16 protein-coding genes and 2 pseudogenes are annotated in these 20,956 nt (G+C 54.4%); 4 read left to right on the top strand and 14 right to left on the bottom strand.

All coding sequences use genetic code 11. The features are described from left to right. Positions 1-410 precede the first annotated feature (410 nt). The 9 genes and pseudogenes from V8L71_RS02465 to V8L71_RS02425 all read right to left on the bottom strand — a co-directional run bounded on the left by V8L71_RS02465 (position 411) and on the right by V8L71_RS02425 (position 8,379). Positions 411-1,094 (bottom strand): HAD-IA family hydrolase, encoded by a 684-nt coding sequence (locus V8L71_RS02465; protein ID WP_335598300.1) that lies wholly within the window; start codon positions 1,092-1,094, stop codon positions 411-413. 66 nt (positions 1,095-1,160) lie between these two features. After that, positions 1,161-2,468, bottom strand: a complete 1,308-nt coding sequence (locus V8L71_RS02460; protein WP_179915165.1) for a TRAP transporter large permease — start codon at positions 2,466-2,468, stop codon at positions 1,161-1,163. After that, positions 2,465-3,088, bottom strand: coding sequence for a TRAP transporter small permease (locus tag V8L71_RS02455; RefSeq protein WP_179915164.1), 624 nt, complete (start codon positions 3,086-3,088; stop codon positions 2,465-2,467). The genes V8L71_RS02460 and V8L71_RS02455 overlap by 4 nt, the downstream gene beginning before the upstream one ends. A 50-nt stretch (positions 3,089-3,138) precedes the next feature. After that, positions 3,139-4,146, bottom strand: a complete 1,008-nt coding sequence (locus V8L71_RS02450; protein WP_335598301.1) for a TRAP transporter substrate-binding protein — start codon at positions 4,144-4,146, stop codon at positions 3,139-3,141. Between the two features lie 61 nt (positions 4,147-4,207). Further along, positions 4,208-5,299 (bottom strand): LacI family DNA-binding transcriptional regulator, encoded by a 1,092-nt coding sequence (locus V8L71_RS02445; protein ID WP_335598302.1) that lies wholly within the window; start codon positions 5,297-5,299, stop codon positions 4,208-4,210. 92 nt (positions 5,300-5,391) lie between these two features. Further along, a pseudogene (locus tag V8L71_RS02440) lies at positions 5,392-6,054 on the bottom strand (NAD(P)-dependent oxidoreductase); the annotation flags it as partial. 14 nt (positions 6,055-6,068) lie between these two features. Beyond that, a complete protein-coding gene (locus V8L71_RS02435; protein ID WP_179915160.1) occupies positions 6,069-6,494 on the bottom strand; it encodes a PfkB family carbohydrate kinase in 426 nt (141 codons plus the stop codon). 28 nt (positions 6,495-6,522) lie between these two features. Next, entirely contained in the window at positions 6,523-7,335 is an 813-nt protein-coding gene (locus tag V8L71_RS02430; RefSeq protein WP_246361683.1) for a sugar phosphate isomerase/epimerase family protein, read from the bottom strand. Between the two features lie 21 nt (positions 7,336-7,356). Further along, positions 7,357-8,379, bottom strand: a complete 1,023-nt coding sequence (locus V8L71_RS02425; protein ID WP_336273109.1) for a LacI family DNA-binding transcriptional regulator — start codon at positions 8,377-8,379, stop codon at positions 7,357-7,359. Between the two features lie 255 nt (positions 8,380-8,634). Here V8L71_RS02425 and V8L71_RS02420 point away from each other — a divergent pair. From V8L71_RS02420 to V8L71_RS02405, 4 genes and pseudogenes are all read left to right on the top strand, one after another. Continuing rightward, positions 8,635-9,491: pseudogene (locus V8L71_RS02420) on the top strand (IS3 family transposase); the annotation flags it as partial. Positions 9,492-9,827: 336 nt separating this feature from the next. Next, entirely contained in the window at positions 9,828-12,494 is a 2,667-nt protein-coding gene (locus V8L71_RS02415) for a bifunctional acetate--CoA ligase family protein/GNAT family N-acetyltransferase (RefSeq protein WP_336273108.1), read from the top strand. Positions 12,495-13,256: 762 nt separating this feature from the next. After that, on the top strand, positions 13,257-14,786 hold the full coding sequence (locus V8L71_RS02410) for a UxaA family hydrolase (RefSeq protein WP_336269010.1): 1,530 nt from the start codon (positions 13,257-13,259) through the stop codon (positions 14,784-14,786). A 47-nt stretch (positions 14,787-14,833) separates the two neighbouring features. After that, positions 14,834-15,799, top strand: a complete 966-nt coding sequence (locus V8L71_RS02405) for a GntR family transcriptional regulator (protein ID WP_101147225.1) — start codon at positions 14,834-14,836, stop codon at positions 15,797-15,799. A 21-nt stretch (positions 15,800-15,820) separates the two neighbouring features. Here the strand turns inward: V8L71_RS02405 and V8L71_RS02400 are convergent, their stop codons facing one another. From V8L71_RS02400 to V8L71_RS02380, 5 genes are read right to left on the bottom strand one after another with little or no spacing between them, the layout of a single operon-like run. Next, positions 15,821-16,711, bottom strand: a complete 891-nt coding sequence (locus V8L71_RS02400; RefSeq protein WP_336269009.1) for an NAD(P)-dependent oxidoreductase — start codon at positions 16,709-16,711, stop codon at positions 15,821-15,823. Between the two features lie 56 nt (positions 16,712-16,767). Continuing rightward, on the bottom strand, positions 16,768-17,814 hold the full coding sequence (locus V8L71_RS02395; protein WP_336269008.1) for an Ldh family oxidoreductase: 1,047 nt from the start codon (positions 17,812-17,814) through the stop codon (positions 16,768-16,770). Next, complete coding sequence (locus V8L71_RS02390) at positions 17,811-19,325, bottom strand: tripartite tricarboxylate transporter permease (RefSeq protein ID WP_101147228.1); 1,515 nt, start codon at positions 19,323-19,325, stop codon at positions 17,811-17,813. Before V8L71_RS02390 ends, V8L71_RS02395 begins: the two co-directional genes overlap by 4 nt. A 3-nt stretch (positions 19,326-19,328) precedes the next feature. Beyond that, positions 19,329-19,769 carry a tripartite tricarboxylate transporter TctB family protein gene (locus tag V8L71_RS02385; protein ID WP_232774942.1) on the bottom strand — a complete coding sequence of 147 codons (441 nt, stop codon included), beginning with the start codon at positions 19,767-19,769 and terminating at the stop codon, positions 19,329-19,331. Between the two features lie 41 nt (positions 19,770-19,810). Next, complete coding sequence (locus V8L71_RS02380; RefSeq protein ID WP_176302074.1) at positions 19,811-20,785, bottom strand: tripartite tricarboxylate transporter substrate binding protein; 975 nt, start codon at positions 20,783-20,785, stop codon at positions 19,811-19,813. Positions 20,786-20,956: the final 171 nt, after the last annotated feature.

Raw genomic sequence — 20,956 nt, 5'->3', positions numbered from 1 at the left:
GGTGGCTAGGCTAAATTATTTAGTAGTGTTTTTTTTATTAATGGAAGCTGATCAACGGAATCTCTTTTTTGCTCCGATAGGGGCCGCATTCTTGGAAGTATAATCTTCACGCAAATATTCGCAGCGAACAGATTGAAGCGCAACAGCGAAAGGTGACTGGCCTTGGAGAGTAGGCATGTAGCACAGGCGGTTAGCCAATGAACAAGAACAGAGTAAGAGGCTCTGCTGAGCAGGGCGAAAGATTTTCCCCGCAAATTATTATCATGACTTATTGGTATGGCCTCTTTCGTTTGAAAACCATGCCGCTATATACCTAGTGCGTTTACGTCGCTACCAGAAAAATCCCAGCCAGCGCCCCGATCAAGCGTTGGCCGAAACCTTTATTGTAGACAGCAGGGTGGCGATGCATGTCAAAGCGGCTGAAGAGCGCTCTCCTTTGCGGTGAGCTGAGCCACTGCCTTGGGTAGCTCGCTGGCGTGATGGATGACGATGGCACCTTTCGGCGTCTCCTCCTCTTCGGGAAAGCGATTGAGGTGAATTACCTGCATGCCAGCGGCCAATCCAGCGACAACGCCGACGGTGGCATCGTCGATCACTATGCAGCGCTCGGGTGCTTGGCCCATGGCCTCGGCCGCCTGTAGGTAGAGTCTCGGATCGGGCTTCCACACACCCAAGGTATAGGCGCTGAAGAGGTTGTTGCCGAAGTGCCGTGCCAGGCCAGCACTTTCCATGGCGCAGCGAATCTTTCGATCCGGGCCGTTGGAAACAACCGCTTTGGGGTGGGCGGCAAGGATGTCCAGAACCTCGGGTATTCCGTCGATGGGCAGCAGCTCGGCGCGCATACGTTGCTCCATCAGGCGGCGCATCTCACTCTCCATTGCCGGGAAGTGCTCTTCGTTCAGGGCACCGTGGCGCTCGCCAAGGCTGTCAACGATGGTACGAAAACGCACGCCGCGGAATTCTTCCATGTATTGACGGGCGGAGAAGGGCAGGCCGAAGGTCGGCAGAATATTGCCCATCACCTCGGCGAGAAGGATCTCGCTATCGACCAGAGTACCGTCGGAGTCGAAGAGCAGGCAGAGAGGTAAGGACATAGAGGTCTCACGATGTTGAACAATGTAGCGCCGGCTCACTTTAACAGCAACCGGCGTCGGGGTAGATCAGACGAAGTCCGGCACCAAGGCACGGGGGATCGCCAGAATTAACTGAGGGTAGACAATCAGCAGCAGGATCACCGCAAGCATCACTGCCAGATAGATCAACGTGGTACCAAGCGCTTTGAGCAGTGGAATACCACCGATCTTTGCCGAGATCATCAAGCACAGCCCGTAGGGTGGTGTAATGAGCCCAAGGCCCAGTGCCATCACGCCAATTACCCCAAACTGCACCGGATGGATGCCCGCTTGCATAGCTAACGGCTGGAAGATCGGTGCCATGATCGCCATGGCCGGTAGCGAATCCATGAAGGTGCCGATGAGCAGCATTACGGCAGTCATCACCAGTAGCAGTATTATCGGATCTGAGATGTTGACCCCAGCCATCAGCTTGGGTGGAATCTGGTAGAAGCTGATTAGGTAACCAAAAATCGCCGCTCCCACCAAGCTGAATAGCGATAGCGAGCAGAGCCTAACGGTCGCCGTGGAGGAATCCAAGACATCGCTGAACGTCAGCTCTCGATAGACAAGAAAACCTAGTGCCAGTGCATAGAGCACGGCAATCATCGCCGCTTCGGTGGGGGTGACAATACCCAACGTAATGCCGCCAATGATCACCACTGGAATGCCTGCTGCCATCAGACCGTCCTTACCTGAGTGCAGCAGCTGGCGGAAGGTGGCACGCGGTCGAATCGGTACGTTATAGCGGCGCACGTAGCCTAGGTTTAACAAGAGCTGGGCTACGCCGATCATGATCCCGGGTAATATGCCGCCGAGGAAGAGGCCAGCGATGGACGTGTTGGTCAAGGCACCCCAAACAATCATGTTGATTGAGGGAGGAATGATGATGCCCATCACCGACGAGGCTGCTGTGACGGCTACGGCGAAGTGTGTCGGATAGCCTTCGCGCTTCATGGCTGGGATTAGCACCGTGCCTATGCCTGCGCTGTCGGCAGTAGAGGAACCGGAAACGCCCGCGAACAGCATGCTGACCATGACGTTAACGTGGGCCAGGGCGCCCTTAAAGTGACCCACTAATAGCATGCACAGCGTGATCAAACGATCCGTGATACGTGCTGCATTCATTAAGTTACCGGCCAGCAGAAAGAGCGGAACGGCTAGTAGCACGAATGAGTCCATGCCGCTGTACATGCGCTGGAAGAGCACCCAAGTGGTCAGCCGCGGGTCGAGGAAGATTAGGCTGAACGAGGTAAGGATGAGCGCCATGGCGATGGGCACGCCTACCACGATGAGCACGGAGAGCAAGCCGAACAACAGCCAGGGCAATAGGAAAATCCAGTCGGCAGGCATCATGGGCGGGGCTCTCCCTGTTCAGTGTGTGTCTTACTTCTGGGGGCCGGCTCAAGGCTTTCCACGCTGTGACCAGACGCGCTGCTGACCTTCAGCGTCTCGATCTCGCTCGGCGTATTGAGTGACGCTTCCATGGCATCCAAGCCGTGAAGAAGTGTATGCAGTAGGCGCTGTATACTGAATAGCAGAATGAACACCCCACTGACCAAGAAGGTGGAGTAGACGTAGATCATTGATAGCCCCGAGGCGGTGGCGCTACGGCGCAGCCCGGATAGGGCAAATTCGTAGCCGTGGAAGACGAAGATAATACCGATGGCCAAACACGCCAGGTCGCGAATCACCCGGGTAGCGAGATCGGCCCGTGAGCCGTGGGGGAAGGCTTCAAGCACAAAGTGGTCGGCGTGAAGCACTCCCACTGCGGCGCCCAGCATTACCATCCACTGGAAGGCGAAGCGGCTGAATTCCTCGGTCCAATAGAGATTTGGCATGAACGCCAGATTTCGGCTGATCACCTGGTAGATGACCATTAATATGAAGCCGAACACTAGCGACAGCAGAATCCAGTGGAGCACACGCTCCAGAAACCGGTTGAGCTGTGCCAAGCCAGCGAGCAGTCGGGACATGGTGATTACCTATGGCAAGCGAGGCGCCGGCCAGGCCGGCGCCGGGTGGGTTATTCCGCGTTGATGATCATCTGGTGGTACTCGGTCAGTCCCATGTCGGCGATCACGCTCTCTAGCGGTCCCGCGACGGCTTCCATCATTTTCTCGCGATCCATTTCGTGCAGGGTGGCACCCTCTTCAACCAGCAGGTCGAGCGCTTCGGCATCTTGTTCTAGTTGCACGCTGCGAGCGTAGCTAGCGGATTCGGTGGCAGCCTTCATAACCTGCTCTTGCTGGGATTCGTCGAGACGATCCCAGGTTGCCTGAGAGAGTGTCAGCAGTCGCACCGTAATATCGTGCTCGGAGAGGCCGATGTGTGGGGCAACTTCGTGAAAGCGCATGCGGTGAATCCACTCTGCTTCATTGAGCAGTCCGTCAATGGCGCCCAGTTGCAACCCGGTGTAGATCTCGCTCCACTGCATGACGGTGGGGTCCGCGCCGAGTGCCTCCCAAGCAGTGATCAGTGGTTGGGTGGGGTTCGTGCGGATCTTTAAGCCTTCGAGATCATCAAGGCTCTCCAACGGCTCGGTGCTAACGACCTGGCGCTTGCCGCCACCGTAGAAAGCCAATACGCGCACGTCGGTTTCCGCAGTGATCTGGTCAGCAATTGCGCGGCCCACTTCGCCGTCAAGCACCTGGCTCCAATGATCTTCATCACGATACAAAAAAGGAATCGAGAAAACGTTGGCGGTGGGAGAAAAGTCGGTGATCAGGCCGGGGTTGATGATCGACACGTCCAGTGCGCCAGCCATCTGCTGTTCAAACATTTCAGTCTCGTGGCCGAGCACTGAATTCCCCATGATCTGGACGCCCATCTCGCCATCGCTGGCCTCGGCAAGCAGCTCTTTGAAGCGCTCGGCGCCCAATTGGTAAGCGGTGTCTTCGGTACCGCCGTGGCCGAAGTGAAGATCTAAGGCCTGGGCCGTGCCAGCGAACCCTAGAGCGGCCGTCGCCAGCAGGGCGGAGCCTAACAATCCACGAGTTGAGGTGTTTTTTAGATCGATCCATTTCTTAGTCATAATTCTACCTTTTTGTTATCGCCGCTTTGAGCGGCGTTGAGTTGCAGCATGGGACAGAACGCTAGGCGTGAGTCCCAGCAGCACGGTTGGGCAGGGTTGCGTCTGACGTAGGCCTGGCGGCCCCGCAGGAGTCGCGAATCTGCAGTCGGGGCGCTAATACCACTTGCTCCCGTGCGCCTTCCGGGTTGGCGATGCGTCGCAGCGCTAAGCGTGCCGCCTCTTCGCCGATTGCATAAGGATGGGTGGCGATGCTGGTCAGTGACGGTTCGCTCAGGCTGGCTTCTTCGACGTCATCCGTGCCGATCACCGCGCAGTCGACGCCTGGCACTAACCCTAGGCGCTTCAGGCCAAGCATGGCACCGAAGGCCACCATGTCGTTGTGGCAAACGACCGCTGTGGGCGCTGGCGATTCAGCCATTAGCTGCGTAATCATGTCGACGCCATCGCGGCGAGTCACGGTGGAGCGCAGCAGGCGCTGGTAGGTGAGCTGATGGTGTTCTAATGATTCCCGGTAGCCTTGCCAACGCTCGCGGGTCGCCGAGTGCTCGCTGTGACCGCCAAGGAAGGCGATGCGTTGATGGCCCAGTCTCACAAGGTGATCCATGGCTTGGCAAACCCCTTGGTGAAAGTTGGCGCCAGCATAGTCGAAGGGCGGCTCGGCCACGTGGCGTAGTACCTGCACGCAGGCCATGCCCCAATTGTCGAGAGTGTCGATCAATCCTGGGTCGGTGCCCTCCGCTGGGCATAACAGGATGCCGTCGACGCTGTGTTCGCGCATGCGCTCCAAAAAGCGCTGTTGGCGCGCTGGTGAATCCTCGCTGTTGGCCAAAAAAGAGACATAGCCTTCGCGGTTCAGTGCGGCATCAATACCCGCCACCATAGCGCCAAAGAAGGGATTGGCGATGTCGTAAACTACCACTCCAAGTGTCGAAGTGCGGCTGCCGCGCAGGGCGGCAGCGCCGCGGTTATAGACATAGCCCAGCGCTTTGATGGAATGCTGCACTTTTAGACGGGTTTGCTCGGCGACCAATGGGCTCTCGCGCAATACCAATGACACCGTAGAGCGGGATACCCCAGCGTGGGCGGCGATATCCTTCAGAGTCACACTAGCAGTATCGCGCTGGTTCTGATGGGGTAAGGCATCAAGGTGCATGGTAGCTACCTGTATAGTTGTTTTTAGATTGATCTAAAAGTTAGCTGAGATGATGAGCTTCTACCAATCGTCTTTAGTCTAAGAGTGCCCAATTAAGCACCCCGGCGCGCCTCCCAGGCCTCTTCGTTGACTAGGCTAATAGGTCGGCTGCCGGATAGTGCCAAGGTGAGGTTGTCAACCGCCCGTTGAGCCATGGCGTCGCGGGTTTCGTGGGTCGCCGAGCCGATGTGCGGCAGCGCTACCACATTGTTCATGTGAGGTAGAGGTGACTCCTGCGACAGCGGTTCCCGAGTGTAGACGTCGAGGCCAGCGGCGCAGATGCGTCCTTCCTCCAGCGCCTCAATCAGCGCTGCCTCATCCACTACTGGGCCACGGGCAATATTGATCAGAATCGCCGAAGACTTCATACGGCTGAGCTCATGAGCGCCGATTAGATGATGGGTGGTGTCGGAGAGTGGGACAGTAACGCATACGAAATCGGACTCGGTGAGCAACTCGTCAAGTGTACGGCGTTCGGCGCCCAACTCTTCTTCCAGGGCTGGCTTGGGCGAGGCCATGGCGTAGCGCACCTGCATACCGAAGCCCAATGCGCCGCGCCGGGCCACAGCTGCGCCGATGCGCCCAAAGCCCACGAGGCCGAGAGTCTTGCCGTGTACGTCGCTGCCGAAGTGCTCAGGTCCGATACTCTTCTGCCAGTCGCCGCGCCTGACAAAGTCGGCCAGTTCCACAACCCGGCGGGCGGTGGCCATGATCAGCGTCTTGGGCCCGATCAAGCATGGTCTCGGCGAGCTCGCGGGCGCTCGATGAGAGCGCTGTCGGCGTCCGTCGGTGCCAAGTGGCTGGCGGCACTGCCACGGCGATAGTATTCCACGTGAGGATCTGCACCGCCTTGGGCAAGCTCCTTGAAGACAAGGCCTGTGGGGTGTTCGGGGTCGGTGCGCAGATGGCGGCAGTCGAGCCCCTCGGCCTCCAGGGCTTGGCGAATGAAAGGCCCAAAGCCATCGTCGCCGACCCGGCTCAACCAGCCCACATGAAAGCCTAGGCGGGCTAGGCCGATGGCCACGTTGGTGTCGGCGCCTGCAATGCGACGCTGAAAGTATTCGACGTTGGCCAGCTTACCGGGCGCTTCGGCGACGAGCATTGTCATTGCCTCGCCGAAAGCAAGAATTTCGGGAGCGGCATAAGGTCGAATCATGACGATCTCCTGTGTCGTGGGTGGAAAGTTAGAGGTGGCGCAGTCGCGACAATTGTTTAGCGGTAATGGTCGTCAAATCCTGACCCTGTAAGGGGTATTCGATAGCGCGGGGGACTTGAGTTGGTAAGTGGGCTAGCAACGTATGCCAAGCAGCGAGTTCACCATCGTCGGGCACGCTAGCTCTGAGGTGTCCTTGATCGGACACGACTCCCTTGCAGTGTAGATAGCGCACGAAAGGCCCCAGGCGCTGCGCCGCGGCCAACGGGTCATTGCCAGTCCAGTGCCAGTTGCCAATATCAAAGGTCATGCCTAGCGGGCAGCCCGCTGAAGCGGCGTCTTCCAAGCAGGCGGACAAGGGTTCCAACGTGCCGCCTTCGAGGGTCTGGTCATTTTCTATCAGTAGCGGCGGGGCGGCCGCGAGGCGTTCCCGCAGCGCTGCCCAATCGACCTGACTCCCACCGGGGTAGTGGCCCATGGGGATTTTGACCGCGCCCGCGCCAAGTTCGGTGGCCTCGATCAGTTGCTTATCCAGACACGTAGCGAACCGGTCGACCTCCCAGAGCCTTTCGGGTGCGGAGTAAACGATGGCAAGGCCTAGGTCGGCGCAGGCCTGACCTAGGCCGATGAAGTCCGCGAAGTCAGGCGGCAGCAGCTCACGGCGGATCTCTACGCCGTCGGCGCCAGCCGCGGCGAGCCACGACAGCACTGCGGTATGGCCGTGGGCAGCGATGGCCTCGTGGCCATAGGCAGAGGTGGCGACCAGGGTGGCGGGTGAATCTGTAGTGCCAGAAAGCAACAGTGGGAACGATACCATTCGAGAGCGAGAAAATTGAAGGGACATGAGGAGTCCTGAATGAGTGGATTAGCGGCAGGTAGAGCCACGTGGAATCAGACTGGCCTGAAAATGTACGCGGCGTGCTGGCATGGTGCGGCCACCGGTGTCACGGCGACGCATTAGGCACTCGACTGCAGCACGACCGATCGCCTCGGTGGGCTGGGCCAGCGTGGTGATGCCGGGGCCAACGAGTTCGCACCAGTCGAGCTCGTCGATGCCCAGCAGCCCAGTCTCGCCAAGTCGGGCGCCTAGGGAATGTAGTGCCCGGGTAGCGGCCAGGGTGGCGTTGCCGTTGGCACAGAGCAGCGCCTTGGGTAGCGTGCCGGGACGTGCCAAAAAGTTGCCGATAGCACGGTTCAGAGACTCAGTCTCGCCGAGTGTCTGGCAATGAACCTCACCGGCCAGGGCGCGCGCAGCGACCCCTTGCTGGAAGCGAGTAAGGCGTGCCTGGCGTGGACTGGCCAGGCCCGGGGGGTCGCTCAGGTAGAGCAGTTCTCCATAACCCCTGGCTTGGAGGTGGTCTAGGGCTAAGTCGAGCGCACGAGCGTTGTCTAGGCCCACCACTTCAGCCTCTACCTGGCTCAACTCTCGCTCAAGGAGGACTAGAGGGGTGCCCTGTTCAACCAGCGCCTGCAGTTCGCGGTCCAGGCTGCCGACAGCGTTCATTACCAGACCCTCTACTCGGTAAGAGGTGAGTAGGGCGAGATGTTCGCGCTCTAGTGCCGAGTCATTGTCGGTGTTGCAGACCATCAGTGAGAGGCCGCGCTCGCGGCAGGCTTGTTCCACACCGTGCATCACTGCCACCGAGAACGGGTTCCGAATGTCTGCCACAAGCATGCCTATGATCCGCGAGCGACCACCCTTGAGGCCACTGGCCATCCGGTTGGGGTGGTAGCCTAGGCGCTGGGCCGCGGCGGCGATGCTCGTCTGCAGGTTCGGAGATAGCCGCTCACGTTCTCCACTGAAGTAGCGGGAAACGCTGGTCTTGGAAGCCCCTGCCTCGCGTGCAACCTCAAGGATTGTCGCGTGTTGATGAGTAGGTGTTGTCATTTTATCTCTACTTATGGGACCGTTCCCATCGTAGGCTCCAGATGTTAATAAGGCAAATGCACGTTGTTTAAGTCGTTCGAATGAAATTAGGATTGCATCAGCGTCTTAATGGAGTATTAGCTCTGTCCTCTCACACGTGATAATGATAATCTCATTATTATTAATAGTTTATAGCTATGTAGCAAGGTAATCCCCCGAAAAACCAGGGTGCTCAGAAGTAGAATGTTCCGTAAGCTAAACGAAGGGAGATTCTGCATAAAAAAATCACGTTTTTCAGACAGCCAAATACTGTCGATCCTTAAGCAAGCCGAAGGCGGTGCCCCGGTTCCGGAGCTATGCCGTAAACACGGTATGAGCAGCGCGACCTTCTATTAAGTGGCGAGCTAAATTCGGCGGTATGGATGCGTCCATGGTGGCACGGCTGAAAGAGCTAGAGGATGAAAACCGACGGCTCAAGAAAATGTATGCCGAGGAACGATTGAAAGCGGATATCCTCAAGGAAGCGATCGAAAAAAGTGGTGAAGCCGTCTCGTCGCCGTGAGATGGCGCAGAAAGCCGTCATGGAAAAGCACGTCAGCATCCGCCTGTCCTGCTGGATGTTTAGCCTCAGTGAAAGTTGCTATCGATACCAAGCGAAGCTCAGCGGCGAGAACGATCAAATCGCCGACTGGTTGATCACGCTGACGCATAACCAGAGAAACTGGGGCTTTGGCTTGTGCTTCCTGCACCTGCGTCATGTGAAAGGCTTTCGTTGGAACCATAAGCGGGTCTACCGAATTTACCGCGAGCTGGAGCTGAATCTTCGGAACAAACCGAAGAAACGGTTAATCCGCGAGAAGCCTGAGCCTTTAAAGGTGCCCGAAACGATTAATGACAGCTGGCCTATGGATTTTATGCATGACCAACTGAGCGATGGTCGTCGCTACCGCCTACTGAATGTGACCGACGACTTTAACCGAGAAGGTCTTGGTATCGAAGTAGACATCTCGTTGCCCACTGAACGAGTTATCCGGGCGCTAGACCAGATCATTGAATGGCGTGGTAAACCACACTCTATTCGTTGTCACTACGGGCCAGAATATATCAGCGGTAAGTTATCGGCATGGCCTGAACTCTACTTTTGAAACCCTCTGAAAATAGGGGGATTACCATTGTCTTGGTTTCTCCTGTGAAGTTAAACCTTCTGTGAAGTTAAAACAGTATAAATGTCCTTGGCCTAGCTGCCTTACGCGATACACGATGACTTGACGGTCATCATGGTTCGTTTAAATAATTTCAAGTTAAATTTTATGTAGCCATCTCGGTATACTTTATTAGATAGTCGTCTTGATGTTTTTTCGATGCAAGGCGTGAGAACGGCGATTTAGCTGTAATATTTCTTCCTTAACTAACGTTGATGAACGCGCAGCATACCGCGCTGACCTGCCATTGCTAGACGGAGATGTTTAATGTCAATTCGCAATTTAGATGCGTTGTTTTCTCCCACCACGATCGCTTTGATTGGTGCCAGCAATCGCCCAGGCTCAGTAGGTGCTGTGCTGGCGCGTAACTTGTTTGATGCCGGATTCGAAGGGCCGATCCTGACCGTGAATCCAAGAGAGCGGGCTATCCGCTCGGCTCTCAACTACCACACGGTAAGTGAGCTGCCGCTAGCGCCTGACTTGGCCATTATTGCGACGCCACCAGATACGGTCCCCGGGCTTATTCGCGAGCTTGGGGAGCGTGGGTGCCGGGCTGCAGTGGTGATTACCGCGGGCTTCGGTGAAGGTGAGCATGCCGATGGCCAAGTGCTCAAACAGGCGATGCTTGATGCGGCAAAGCCTTACTTGATGCGCATTGTTGGCCCTAATTGCTTGGGGGTCTTGGCACCGCACCGGGGAATCAATGCCAGCTTTGCGCATATCATGCCCCAAAAGGGGAATGTCGCCTTTGTGACGCAGTCAGGCGCGGTGGCTACTTCTATCCTCGATTGGGCGTCAGCGCGGGGGGTCGGCTTTTCGCATGTGGTGTCCCTCGGTTCGATGAGCGATGTCGATTTCGGCGATATGCTCGACTACTTGGCCCTCGACCCCAAGACGCATTCCATTCTGCTTTATGTTGAGGCCATTACCGAGGCACGCAAATTCCTATCGGCGGCCCGCAAGGCCTCACGTAATAAGCCTGTGGTGGTGGTTAAAGCAGGGCGCAGCGATGCTGGCGCCAAAGCCGCACTGTCACATACTGGGGCGCTGGCGGGTGCTGATGCCGTTTACGATGCAGCGTTTCGGCGCGCAGGTATGCTGCGGGTCAATACACTTGATGAACTGTTTCAAGCCGCAGGCACCCTGGCCACCGGTATTCACGTTAAAGGCGACCGGCTAGCTATTCTCACCAATGGAGGGGGAATCGGTGTGCTGGCAGTGGATGAGCTGGCCGAGATGCAGGGTCGCTTGGCCGAGCTTTCTGAAGCAACGCTAGCGCGTTTGGATAGTGTGCTGCCACCCACGTGGTCGCATGCCAATCCGGTCGATATCCTCGGCGATGCGCCGGGGGAACGCTACACAAGCGCACTTGAAGCCTTGCTTAACGAGAAAGAAGCGGATGCGATTCTTGTTATGAACTGTCCCACCGCGGTCGCAGATAGCCTGGACGCTGCCCAAGCGGTGGTTGATACCCTGGGGTCGCAACGTCCGGCCGTTCTTACCTGCTGGCTGGGAGAAGGGGCGCCAGCTAAGGCCCGCCATTTGTTTGCGGCACAAAAAATTCCAACCTACGAAACGCCTGAGCAGGCCATCCGGGCCTTCTGGCACTTATCCAGCTACTGGCGAAACCAGCAAACGTTGATGGAAACGCCACCGCCCATTTCCACTGACGGTACCATCGATAAAGCCAGCGCGAACGCTATTATTGACCAAGTCCTTAAAGATGAGCGCAACGTGCTGACCGAGCCAGAGGCCTCGGCAATATTGTCGGCTTATGGGATTCCAACCGTCCCTGCCATTGCTGTGCATACACCTGAAGAGGCGAGTGAGGCAGCAAAGCAGTTGGGCTTCCCGGTCGTGCTGAAGATCCTCTCGCGTGATATTTCGCATAAGTCTGATAGCGGGGGCGTGCAGTTGAACCTGGCCTCGCCCGGTGCGGTGGCACAGGCGGCCGAGGATATGCTGGCGACGCTGCGCCAAGTGGCGCCTGAGGCGCGGTTAGATGGTTTTAATGTGCAGCCGATGATTCGTCGCCCTGGGGCGCATGAGCTGATTTTAGGTGTCGCGGAAGATAGCGTTTTCGGGCCGATTATTATGTTTGGCCAGGGAGGCACGGCAGTAGAGCTAATCGGTGACCGGGTGGTGGGTCTCCCGCCACTCAACCCGCTGCTAGCACAAGAAATGATCCAGGCGACACGTATCTCACGTTTGCTGCGCGGCTACCGTGACCGCCCTGCGGCCGACTTGGAAGCGATTTCTCTCACGCTCATTAAACTGTCACAGTTGATCAGCGATCTGGATCGCGTGGTTGAACTGGATATCAACCCGCTACTGGCCGATGCTACCGGAGTGATTGCCTTGGATGCGCGCATCGTGGTCAGGGCCGACCGTGAAGGGCGGCCTCCTTTTGCCATCCGACCCTATCCGCAGCAACTTGAGCAAACTATCGAAACACGCATTGGGCAACGTTATTCACTGCGCCCCATTCGGCCCGAAGATGAAGGTGCGCTGGTGGAAATGCTTCGTCATTCCACGTCCGATGATGTGCGGCTACGCTTCTTTGCCGCCATCCGGCGTTTCGACCATGCCTTCGCTGCCCGGCTGACTCAGATCGACTATGATCGAGAAATGGCGTTTATTGCGATGCCGCCAGATAAACAGGAAATCGTGGGTATTGTCCGCTTATCTGCCGATCCCGACAAAGAAAAGGCGGAGTTTGCGATCATGGTGCGTAGTGACATGAAGGGAACCGGGCTTGGCTATCGGCTTATGCAGCAGATGATCGACTATGCGCGTGAAAGTGGCTTTCAGCAGGTCTTTGCCGATGTTCTGCGAGAAAACCATGCCATGCGGGAAATGGCGAAAGAGTTTGGTTTCGCGGTCCAGCAAGCCAATGATGAGACGGAAACCGTCATGGTCGTGCTTAACCTGTAACGCTACTAGCTCATTAACTAGCTCATTAACTAGGATGGGGAGAAGATTCCTACGTTAAGCGCCAAGCGATCAGTACCGCTAGTTGCAAAACATAAAACCCCGCTGGCGTATCCAGCGGGGTTATTACGTATTAGCGACTTAGTCTTCTGCGGGAGTTTCGGGGATTCCCCACCTCTGCAAACTAAGTTGCTTAGTGTTTAAGGACGATTGTCGAAGGTGTTGCCAGGGCGCTGCGCTGTTGTATCTCGCGGTGTCGCCTGCGGCTGTTGAGGCGTCCGATTTGCATTATTGCGACCACAAACATCTCTCCAAGCGTCCTTGGCTTTTTGCCGGTTTGCTGGCTTACGCAACCAATTAACGAGGGCCATTATAATCCATTTCCTCATGTGAACCTCCTGGTTCCAATTGCTTTGGCGAATATATCCTTATATAGGGACTATAGCTTAAGCATTCAAGGCAGGCTAAAAATGTATGAATATATGACTCGCGGCAACCCTCGGAGTTCCTGCTTGTTGGCGCTACTCCTCTCTTCAGAAAGCGGTACTGACGGCCATTCCGTCGTTTTTCCTCACTCTATTGTATAGCTATCGACATGCGCTTAGAGAGAAAGTAAACTGATCTTGATTGAATATTGCACACAATGATCATTAACTCGACGATAGTCTAATATGCCCAGTACAACAATTCTAAACGCGCTGGTGAAAGGGCTGATGGCGGGGTACTGAGTGATTTGCAAACGTCTAAGAGGCTAGGGAGAAAATAATGGAGCTTATCAATAGTGTACCTGCGGTCATTAAGTTGAATCTTCATGACAATGTTGGCGTGGCGAGTAGGGCTGTTCCGAAGGGCTACCCCATTGACGATGATCAGCATACTGCCCATGAGAATATTGATGCTGGTCATAAGGTTGCGTTAACGGTCATTGAGCCAGAACAGCCCATCTTCAAATATGGTCAAATTATTGGGCTGGCAACGCGGCGTATCGAGGCCGGTGAGCATGTGCATACGCACAATATTATTATGTTGGAACGTGACACATCACTTGAGCATTTCAAGCCAGCGCCAAGGACATCGGTGAATGACAGCCAGCGCACCTTTAATGGCTACCATCGTGCAAATGGCCAAGTAGGTACCCGCAACTATATCGGCATTCTTTCCACCGTGAACTGTTCGGCCACAGTCTCGAAAGTCGTTGCCGAGCGTCTCAATGCCAGCGGCGAGTTTGAGGCATTAGGCTTTGATGGCGTCGTGCCGGTCACCCATGGCTCAGGCTGCGCAATGAATACGGAGTCGGAGGGGTTTGCATTCCTTGAACGGGTATTGAATGGCTATGCGATCAATCCGAATTTTGCTTTTGTGCTTATTATTGGTTTAGGTTGCGAAGCTAATCAGGTTAAGCAACTGGTTGAAAAGTATGGACTGACCGATACATCAAGAATATTTTACTTTAATATTCAGAGCGCTGGCGGTACCCGAGCGAGCATTGAGAAGGCGTCGGAAAAAATCCGTCAAATGTCGAATGACTACCGTGATGCCGAGAGACGCCCGGCCCCGTTGAGCCACCTTACCGTGGCACTGCAGTGTGGCGGGTCAGACGGTTATTCTGGTATTACTGCAAACCCTGCCCTGGGACATGCGGCTGATCTTATCGTCCAACATGGCGGTAGCGTTATTTTGAGTGAAACGCCTGAAATCTATGGTGCCGAGCATTTGCTTCTCGATAGAGCTATCAATGAAGACGTGGCGCGTAAGCTGCTTGAAAGGATCGAGTGGTGGAAGCACTACACGCAGATCAATGGGGCTGAATTAAACAATAATCCTTCGCCGGGAAATAAAGCAGGGGGCTTGTCCACCATTCTTGAAAAATCGCTGGGCGCCGTGGCTAAGAGTGGTTCTTCGAGCCTTAATGACGTGCTTGAGTATGCCCAGCCGTTGAAAGAGCCAGGTTTTAATTTTATGGATAGCCCCGGCTATGATCCGGTATCCGTCACGGGGCAGATTGCTTCAGGCGCAACCGTTGTGTGTTTTACCACGGGGCGCGGCTCTGTCTCCGGGTTTAAGCCCGCGCCGTGTATTAAGCTGGCCACCAATACGCAGATGTATGAAAGTATTCTCGAAGATATGGATATTAACTGTGGCACCATTGTGGATGGTACCGCCACAGTAGAAGAAGTGGGCGAGCATATTTTTGAGAAGATCATTTCGATTGCCTCGGGCGAGCAGAGTGCCAGTGAATCGTTGGGTTATGGTAACAATGAATTTGTGCCGTGGATGGTGGGTGCCGTTACTTAACAGCCCTATATAGCCCTTAACTAACACCTATGTAATGAGTGGCTTGAATGTCGCAGTCGTTAAAAGACCAGCTTTACGAGGCGCTTAAGCGAAGTATCAACAGTGGCCACCTTGAGTCAGGTTTAGTGCTACTCGAAGGCAATATTGCAGAAATATTCGGAATGAGCCGCTCTCCTGTTCGTCAGACGTTAGGACGACTGTATGATGAACAGTTAATTTGCCGTTTCGATGGCCGTGGTTACTTGGTGGGGGCAACAGCCGTTGAGCCTATCAGGCGGAATCTAACCACGGCCGATTTCAGTGCGTTGGGAGAGGATGCCAAGATTGAGCGCACGGACACTTGGCGCGCCATAGCCGATGTTGTGGAACATGATGTTGTCTTGAGTTCGATGAAGGGCAGGTTTGAACTCAACGAGCTCCAACTGGCAAGAAAATACAGTGTCAGCCGTACGATTACGCATCGAATTCTACTCTATCTGCAGTCCATTGGGGTGGTTGAAAAAGTGAAGTACACCAGTTGGTCCATTGTGCCGCTGGACAATGATCGACTGCATAACCTTTATGAAGCGCGTAGGCAGTTGGAGCCCTTTATGATTGCCAGGGCTACGCAGAGTATGCCCGAGCAACAAATCTCCCATTTCATTGAGAAGTTAGAGCAGACAGCGGCGAAATATCCTAATGTCGAAGGCGCGACACTGGATGAACTTGAAAGCGACCTGCACTACAGAACCGTGAGCATGGGGGGCAATCAAGAAATTTTTAACATGCTAAGACGCACTCATCCTGTCCTGCTTATGAGCAAGCACCTGCTGGGCTCGAGCATGGCACTGCCAGACAAAGATCCGTTCTTTCATGACCATCTAAAAATCTTCGACAGAATGCGTCATAAAGAGGGCGAGCAAGCTAGCCAAGCGCTCTCTGCTCACTTGGCAGGCTCCGAAGCCAAGGTTCAAGAGCGTCTTAGCGATTTTCGTGACCACGGCGTTCTCGACATTCCCGATTACTTGCGTTAACGATAAAGGTAGTTTGCGTCGTTAATCGAGGGGCATTTCGTTTCGGCGTCTGAGTTCTCGAATCAAGGCGCTATGGTCGAGCTCTCCGTCGCCATGGGCAACAAGGTCCGTGAACAAGCTATTCACCAGCGATGTTACGGGCAGGTCAAGCGACAGCTCTTTGGCGAGCGCAATGGCCGTTTGGGTATCTTTGAGTTGCCATTTGGCGGGGCCACCCGGTGCGAAGTCATTGGCAATCATACGGGGGGCATGAGCGCGCAGTACGGTGGAGTCCGCAAAACCACCTAACAGTGCCTCGCGAACTTTAGCGGGATCAGCGCCGCCGCGCTCTGCAAGAAGCACCGCCTCTGAGACAGTGGCGATCGTATTGGCGACGATTAATTGATTGGCTAACTTCGCTAGCTGCCCGGTACCCGCCGGGCCAACATGAACCGGGTTGCCCATTATCTTAAGTAGGGTACTTGTGCGCTCGAATGTGGCCACTTCACCGCCGACCATAATCGCCAAATTACCCGCTTGAGCACCTTTTTCGCCTCCTGATACGGGGGCATCCAGATAACCAATCCCGCGCTCAGCCGCGGCCTTGGCCTGCTGCTGTGCAGTCTCAACCGGGATCGAACTCATCACTACCAGCGTGCTGTGCGGCTTCATGGCTGCTAATAGACCGTTGGGGCCCAGGATCACCTCATCGCAGACAGGCCCTGAACTGAGCATGACCACCACAACGTCTGCATGCTCAGCCGCCTGATGGAAAGTCTCGCTTACCTCTATGCCCAGTGAGGTAAGAGCGTGCGCTTTATCCGGGGTGCGATTCCAGACGCGCACCTGATGGCCAGCTTTGGCGAGATTGGCGGCCATCGGCCCACCCATAATGCCTGTGCCAATAAAGCCTATTTTTGTTGGTTCGCTCATGATAGATGCCTCACTGCTCTGGTCCTACGATGATCAATTATTTGCCGCAGCTATCTTTAATAACGGCCCTTTAGTGATGAGTCATCAATAGCCTTTTGTAGCTCAGTCACCACATCGTCCGGCAGCGGAATACCTTGTTCCAAGTACTTATCTCGACGACTAAGCCCGGCTTGTCCAGGCATTCGCACCGGATGCTGTGGGTTGACCGGCTTGGAGCTCAGGCATGCTTCGATTAAATGATCTGTTTCATCAAGGAAAGCACTCTGCCCCGAGAAAAGGGTGGGGTCGATCACCATGACTGTCACCGAGGCCCCCCAGCCAGTGGGCGCATCTTTACGACCAAACCCGCCTAATGCGGAGGTCAGTGCTTCCACCATCAACCCCATCGCAAAACCTTTATGACCGAACTCCTGGCCGCCGAGCGGCAGGATGCTACCTTGCGGGTCGCTAAAAAAGTCCGCTGGATCGTCGCTGGCAACACCGGTATTCGTCAGGATGACGGGATGCGCCATTTTGGTTTTCTCAGCATGTGCTTTTCCCACGCTGCCGTTAGTGACGGTCGACATGCTGACGTCCATCATGATCGGTTGGACGCGACTGGGGATGCCCATTGCAATAGGATTCGGTGTGTAAACTGGCGAAACGCCTCCATATGGAGCGACCGATTTCACCGCTGGATCCGAGGTCATAATGATCGGCATCAACCCTTGCTCAACAAAAGGCTGTAAATACGAGGCCAAGCAGGCGATATGGTGCGAACGTTTTATGGTCACAATACCAATGCCCGACTCTCGTGCTGCATCAGCACTTCGCTCAAGCGCTTTTTGCACTAAGTAGGGGCCAAGAATATAGTGGCCATCAACAAGGGCAGCGACTGAGCTGATCTCTTTTGAGGTCATCGCGTTGTGGTCACCGCACGCATGCCCCGATTTCAAATCTCTTAAGTAACCATTAGCCAGTTTGACGCCATGGGTATGGTGCCCCAATAAATCGCCTTCAATAAGAATACTGCTGGTCGTCTCACTTACTTCACGTGAAGCGCCGGCCTCCATGAATAGGGTAACCAGTACCTCTTCCAACCAATTTCTTGTATAGCGTTTCATGGAATCCTCGGCGCTTTGTGCTGACTATTATGTTTGAATTTTTTGTAGGCCATGGTGATTAGCGGAGAGAGCCATAGCAAAATAACGAGGGCACCTAGACCTGCACTAATAGGGCGGGAAAAGAAGCTAAGTAGATCGCCATTGCTTTTTAGCATTGAGCTCATAAAACTGTTTTCCAATGTCGTGCCTAACACCAAGCCAAGAATCGCTGGCGCCATGGGAAAGTCACATCGGGCGAGAATTGAGGCGATAAAGCCGATCAGCAACATAATCCATACATCAGTAATCGAATTATTGATGGAGAAGGCGCCTACAATGCAGAAGCATAAGATGATCGGCATTAGGATTTTGCGGGGCGTTAAGATGAATACCTTGGCGGATTTTATCGCCGCATAGCCAATCGGTAGCATGATTAAATTGGCAAGAAAGAACACGATGAAAAGGGCATAGATCAAGCCGGTGCCATCCATGAAAATGGTGGGGCCAGGATTCATACCTTTCATATAGAGTACGCCGATCACTATGGCGGTTATCGAGTCACCCGGAATCCCGAATACCAAGGCCGGCACCCAAGCGCCGCTGATTCCCGAGTTATTAGCGGAGCTGGCATCGACAATGCCTTCAACATGACCGGTACCATAGTTCTGTTTCTGTTTAGAGCGGCCTTTGCCAACGGCATAAGAAATCCACGCCGCAATGTCAGCCCCCGCGCCGGGAAGTGCGCCAATCAGGGTTCCAATCGAGCTCCCTCTTATCATGTTCGGCCAATAAGCTTTTATATGCTTTGGTGCCTGCTTGAAAACGCTATCTTTGGATAAATAAGGCAGCTCTCTGCCCTCATTGCGTGAACCATAAAACAGCATTAGTTCGTTGAGTGCGAACATGCCGATCATTACCGGAATAAAGTTAACACCTCCCATTAAGTCTGGAATGCCGAAGGTGAAGCGGGGGGCGCCACTCATCATATCCAGACCAACCGTCGAGAGCAGTAAACCGATCATCAAAGAGAGAAATGCTTTAACCCTGGAGCCAATAGAGATAAAAATCGAGCAACTTAGCCCCAGTAGCGCCAGCCAGAAATATTCAAAAGAACTGAACTGGAGTGCCACTTCAGCTAATGAAGGTGAGACAAAGACCAGTATTAGTGTTCCGAATAGACCGCCAAATACCGAACAGATCAAGTTCATTCCCAGCGTTTCTCGTGCTCGCCCTTTATGTGCTAACAGATGTGAATCGTTAACATAGGCAGCTGAGGAAGGGGTGCCGGGGATATTTAAATACGTAGCTGGGATATCACCAGCAAAGATAGCCATGGCCGATGTGGTAACAATGGCAGCGATAGCGGGGGTCGGATCCATGTAGAAGGTAATCGGTACCAAGAGTGCAACCGCCATTGTGGCGGTTAGCCCTGGCACCGCTCCCACGAACACACCAAATATGGCGGCCGCAAAGATAACCAGCATTGTTTCTACATTAAAGACGAGCTGCAGCCCTAACAGGAATGCTTCCATAATCTAACCCCAGAAATTCAGTAGCCCTTCAGGAAGGGGGATCAGCAGGTATCGCGAGAATAGGAAATAAATTGTGAGCGACGCGACGAAGGAGACCAGCAGTGCTAAAGGTAGGGAAGTTTTTCTCACCAGCATAAGCACGAACATAATGATGGCTAGGCAGAGGGCCGCACCAAGAAACTCGCTCGTGAATATATAAAAAATAATGAGTGCTATTGGGAGAAGTGAGACAAGCACGGAACGTAAGTCGAAGATATTCCCCACATTTGCATCGGTGCCTGACAGTTGACGTTTTAGCGTAGGTAGCTGCGTTGCCGAAAGTACCAGGCCCCCTATGAGAAACCCTCCCCCAATGAGGGAGGGAAACAGAGATGGACCATATTGAAGACTTGCCATCGTCGGGTACTGACTAGCGACAGTTAACACAACGGCGCCAAGCAGCATAAAGGCTAGTCCCAAGAGGAGATCTCTCATTGCTTAGCCCCTTATTGACTCAGCCCAACGTTCTTAACAATTTCTCCATACACCGCATCCATTTCGACCATCAGCTCACCAAACTCTTCGGCATTGCGCCACTCAGTACCAAAGCCTTGTTTAGCCATGAAGTCTTGATAGGTATCGCTGTTGTAAGCGGCCTCTAGCGCTTCCTCAAGGGTCGCTACGATTTCCTCATCCATACCCTTAGGGCCGGTGATGCCACGCCATTCACCGACGAGATAATCGCTTCCGATCGCTTCATTAATCGTAGGGACGTCGGGGAAGCTGTTAATACGCTCTGGTGCCATTACGCCAAGGCTTTTGGCACGCCCGGCTTCGATCATCGAACGACCTTCGGGAACAGAACTCGGCACAATATCGATACCACCGGCAGCGAGTTCCGTCATTGCTGGCGCCGCGCCCTGGCTGGGGATCCAGGTAACACGGTTGGCTTCAAGCCCCTGATCCATTAAGAAGCCTGCAAAGGCTAGGTGCCATACGCCACCTTGACCTGTACCTGAGGCTTTAAAGGTGCCCATGGGTTGCTCAGCAATAGCATCTACGAGTTCTTGGACTGAATCGTAAGGCGCATCGGCGGCTACTTGAATGCCGGCGTAATCAAAGTTGATCTGGCCGATTGGGGTGAAATCTTCATAAGTCAGGTCGGTCAGGCCTTGCCAGTGCATCATATTGAGCTCACCGGTAGCCAAACCCAGGGTATAACCATCCGGTTTTGCACTCGCCATGGCACTGTGGCCGACAACACCGCTACCACCGGTACGGTTAACCACATTCACCGTTTGGCCCAATTGTTCTTCTAACGCAGCGGCAATAGTGCGCGCGGTCGCGTCTGTGCCGCCACCTGCGGCCCATGGAACGATGATAGTGATGGGTTTTTCAGGGTAGGCCGCCAGCACAGAGCTGGATGCGGTGAGTAGCAGTAAAGCAGTAATGCGCTTGAGCGATTTAGTTTTGGTGATCATTTTATGAGTCTCGGTTTTTGTGTATTTGTCGAGTGGCAAAACAAATCTAGCATTAACGACCATTGTGTTCAATAATCATATTTTGTAGACTTTAGTTCTATTTTGACCCGTCTTGTTTGGCTTTATTAATGCGGGAATGGGCCGGAATGATGCATCGCGATACCTGCTTGT

The organism is Vreelandella indica, assembly GCF_037070225.1.
In the GTDB taxonomy this organism is placed as follows: Bacteria; Pseudomonadota; Gammaproteobacteria; order Pseudomonadales; family Halomonadaceae; genus Vreelandella; species Vreelandella arctica.
Note: the sequence above shows the minus strand (reverse complement) of the source record. Positions and strands in the feature narration are given on the sequence as shown.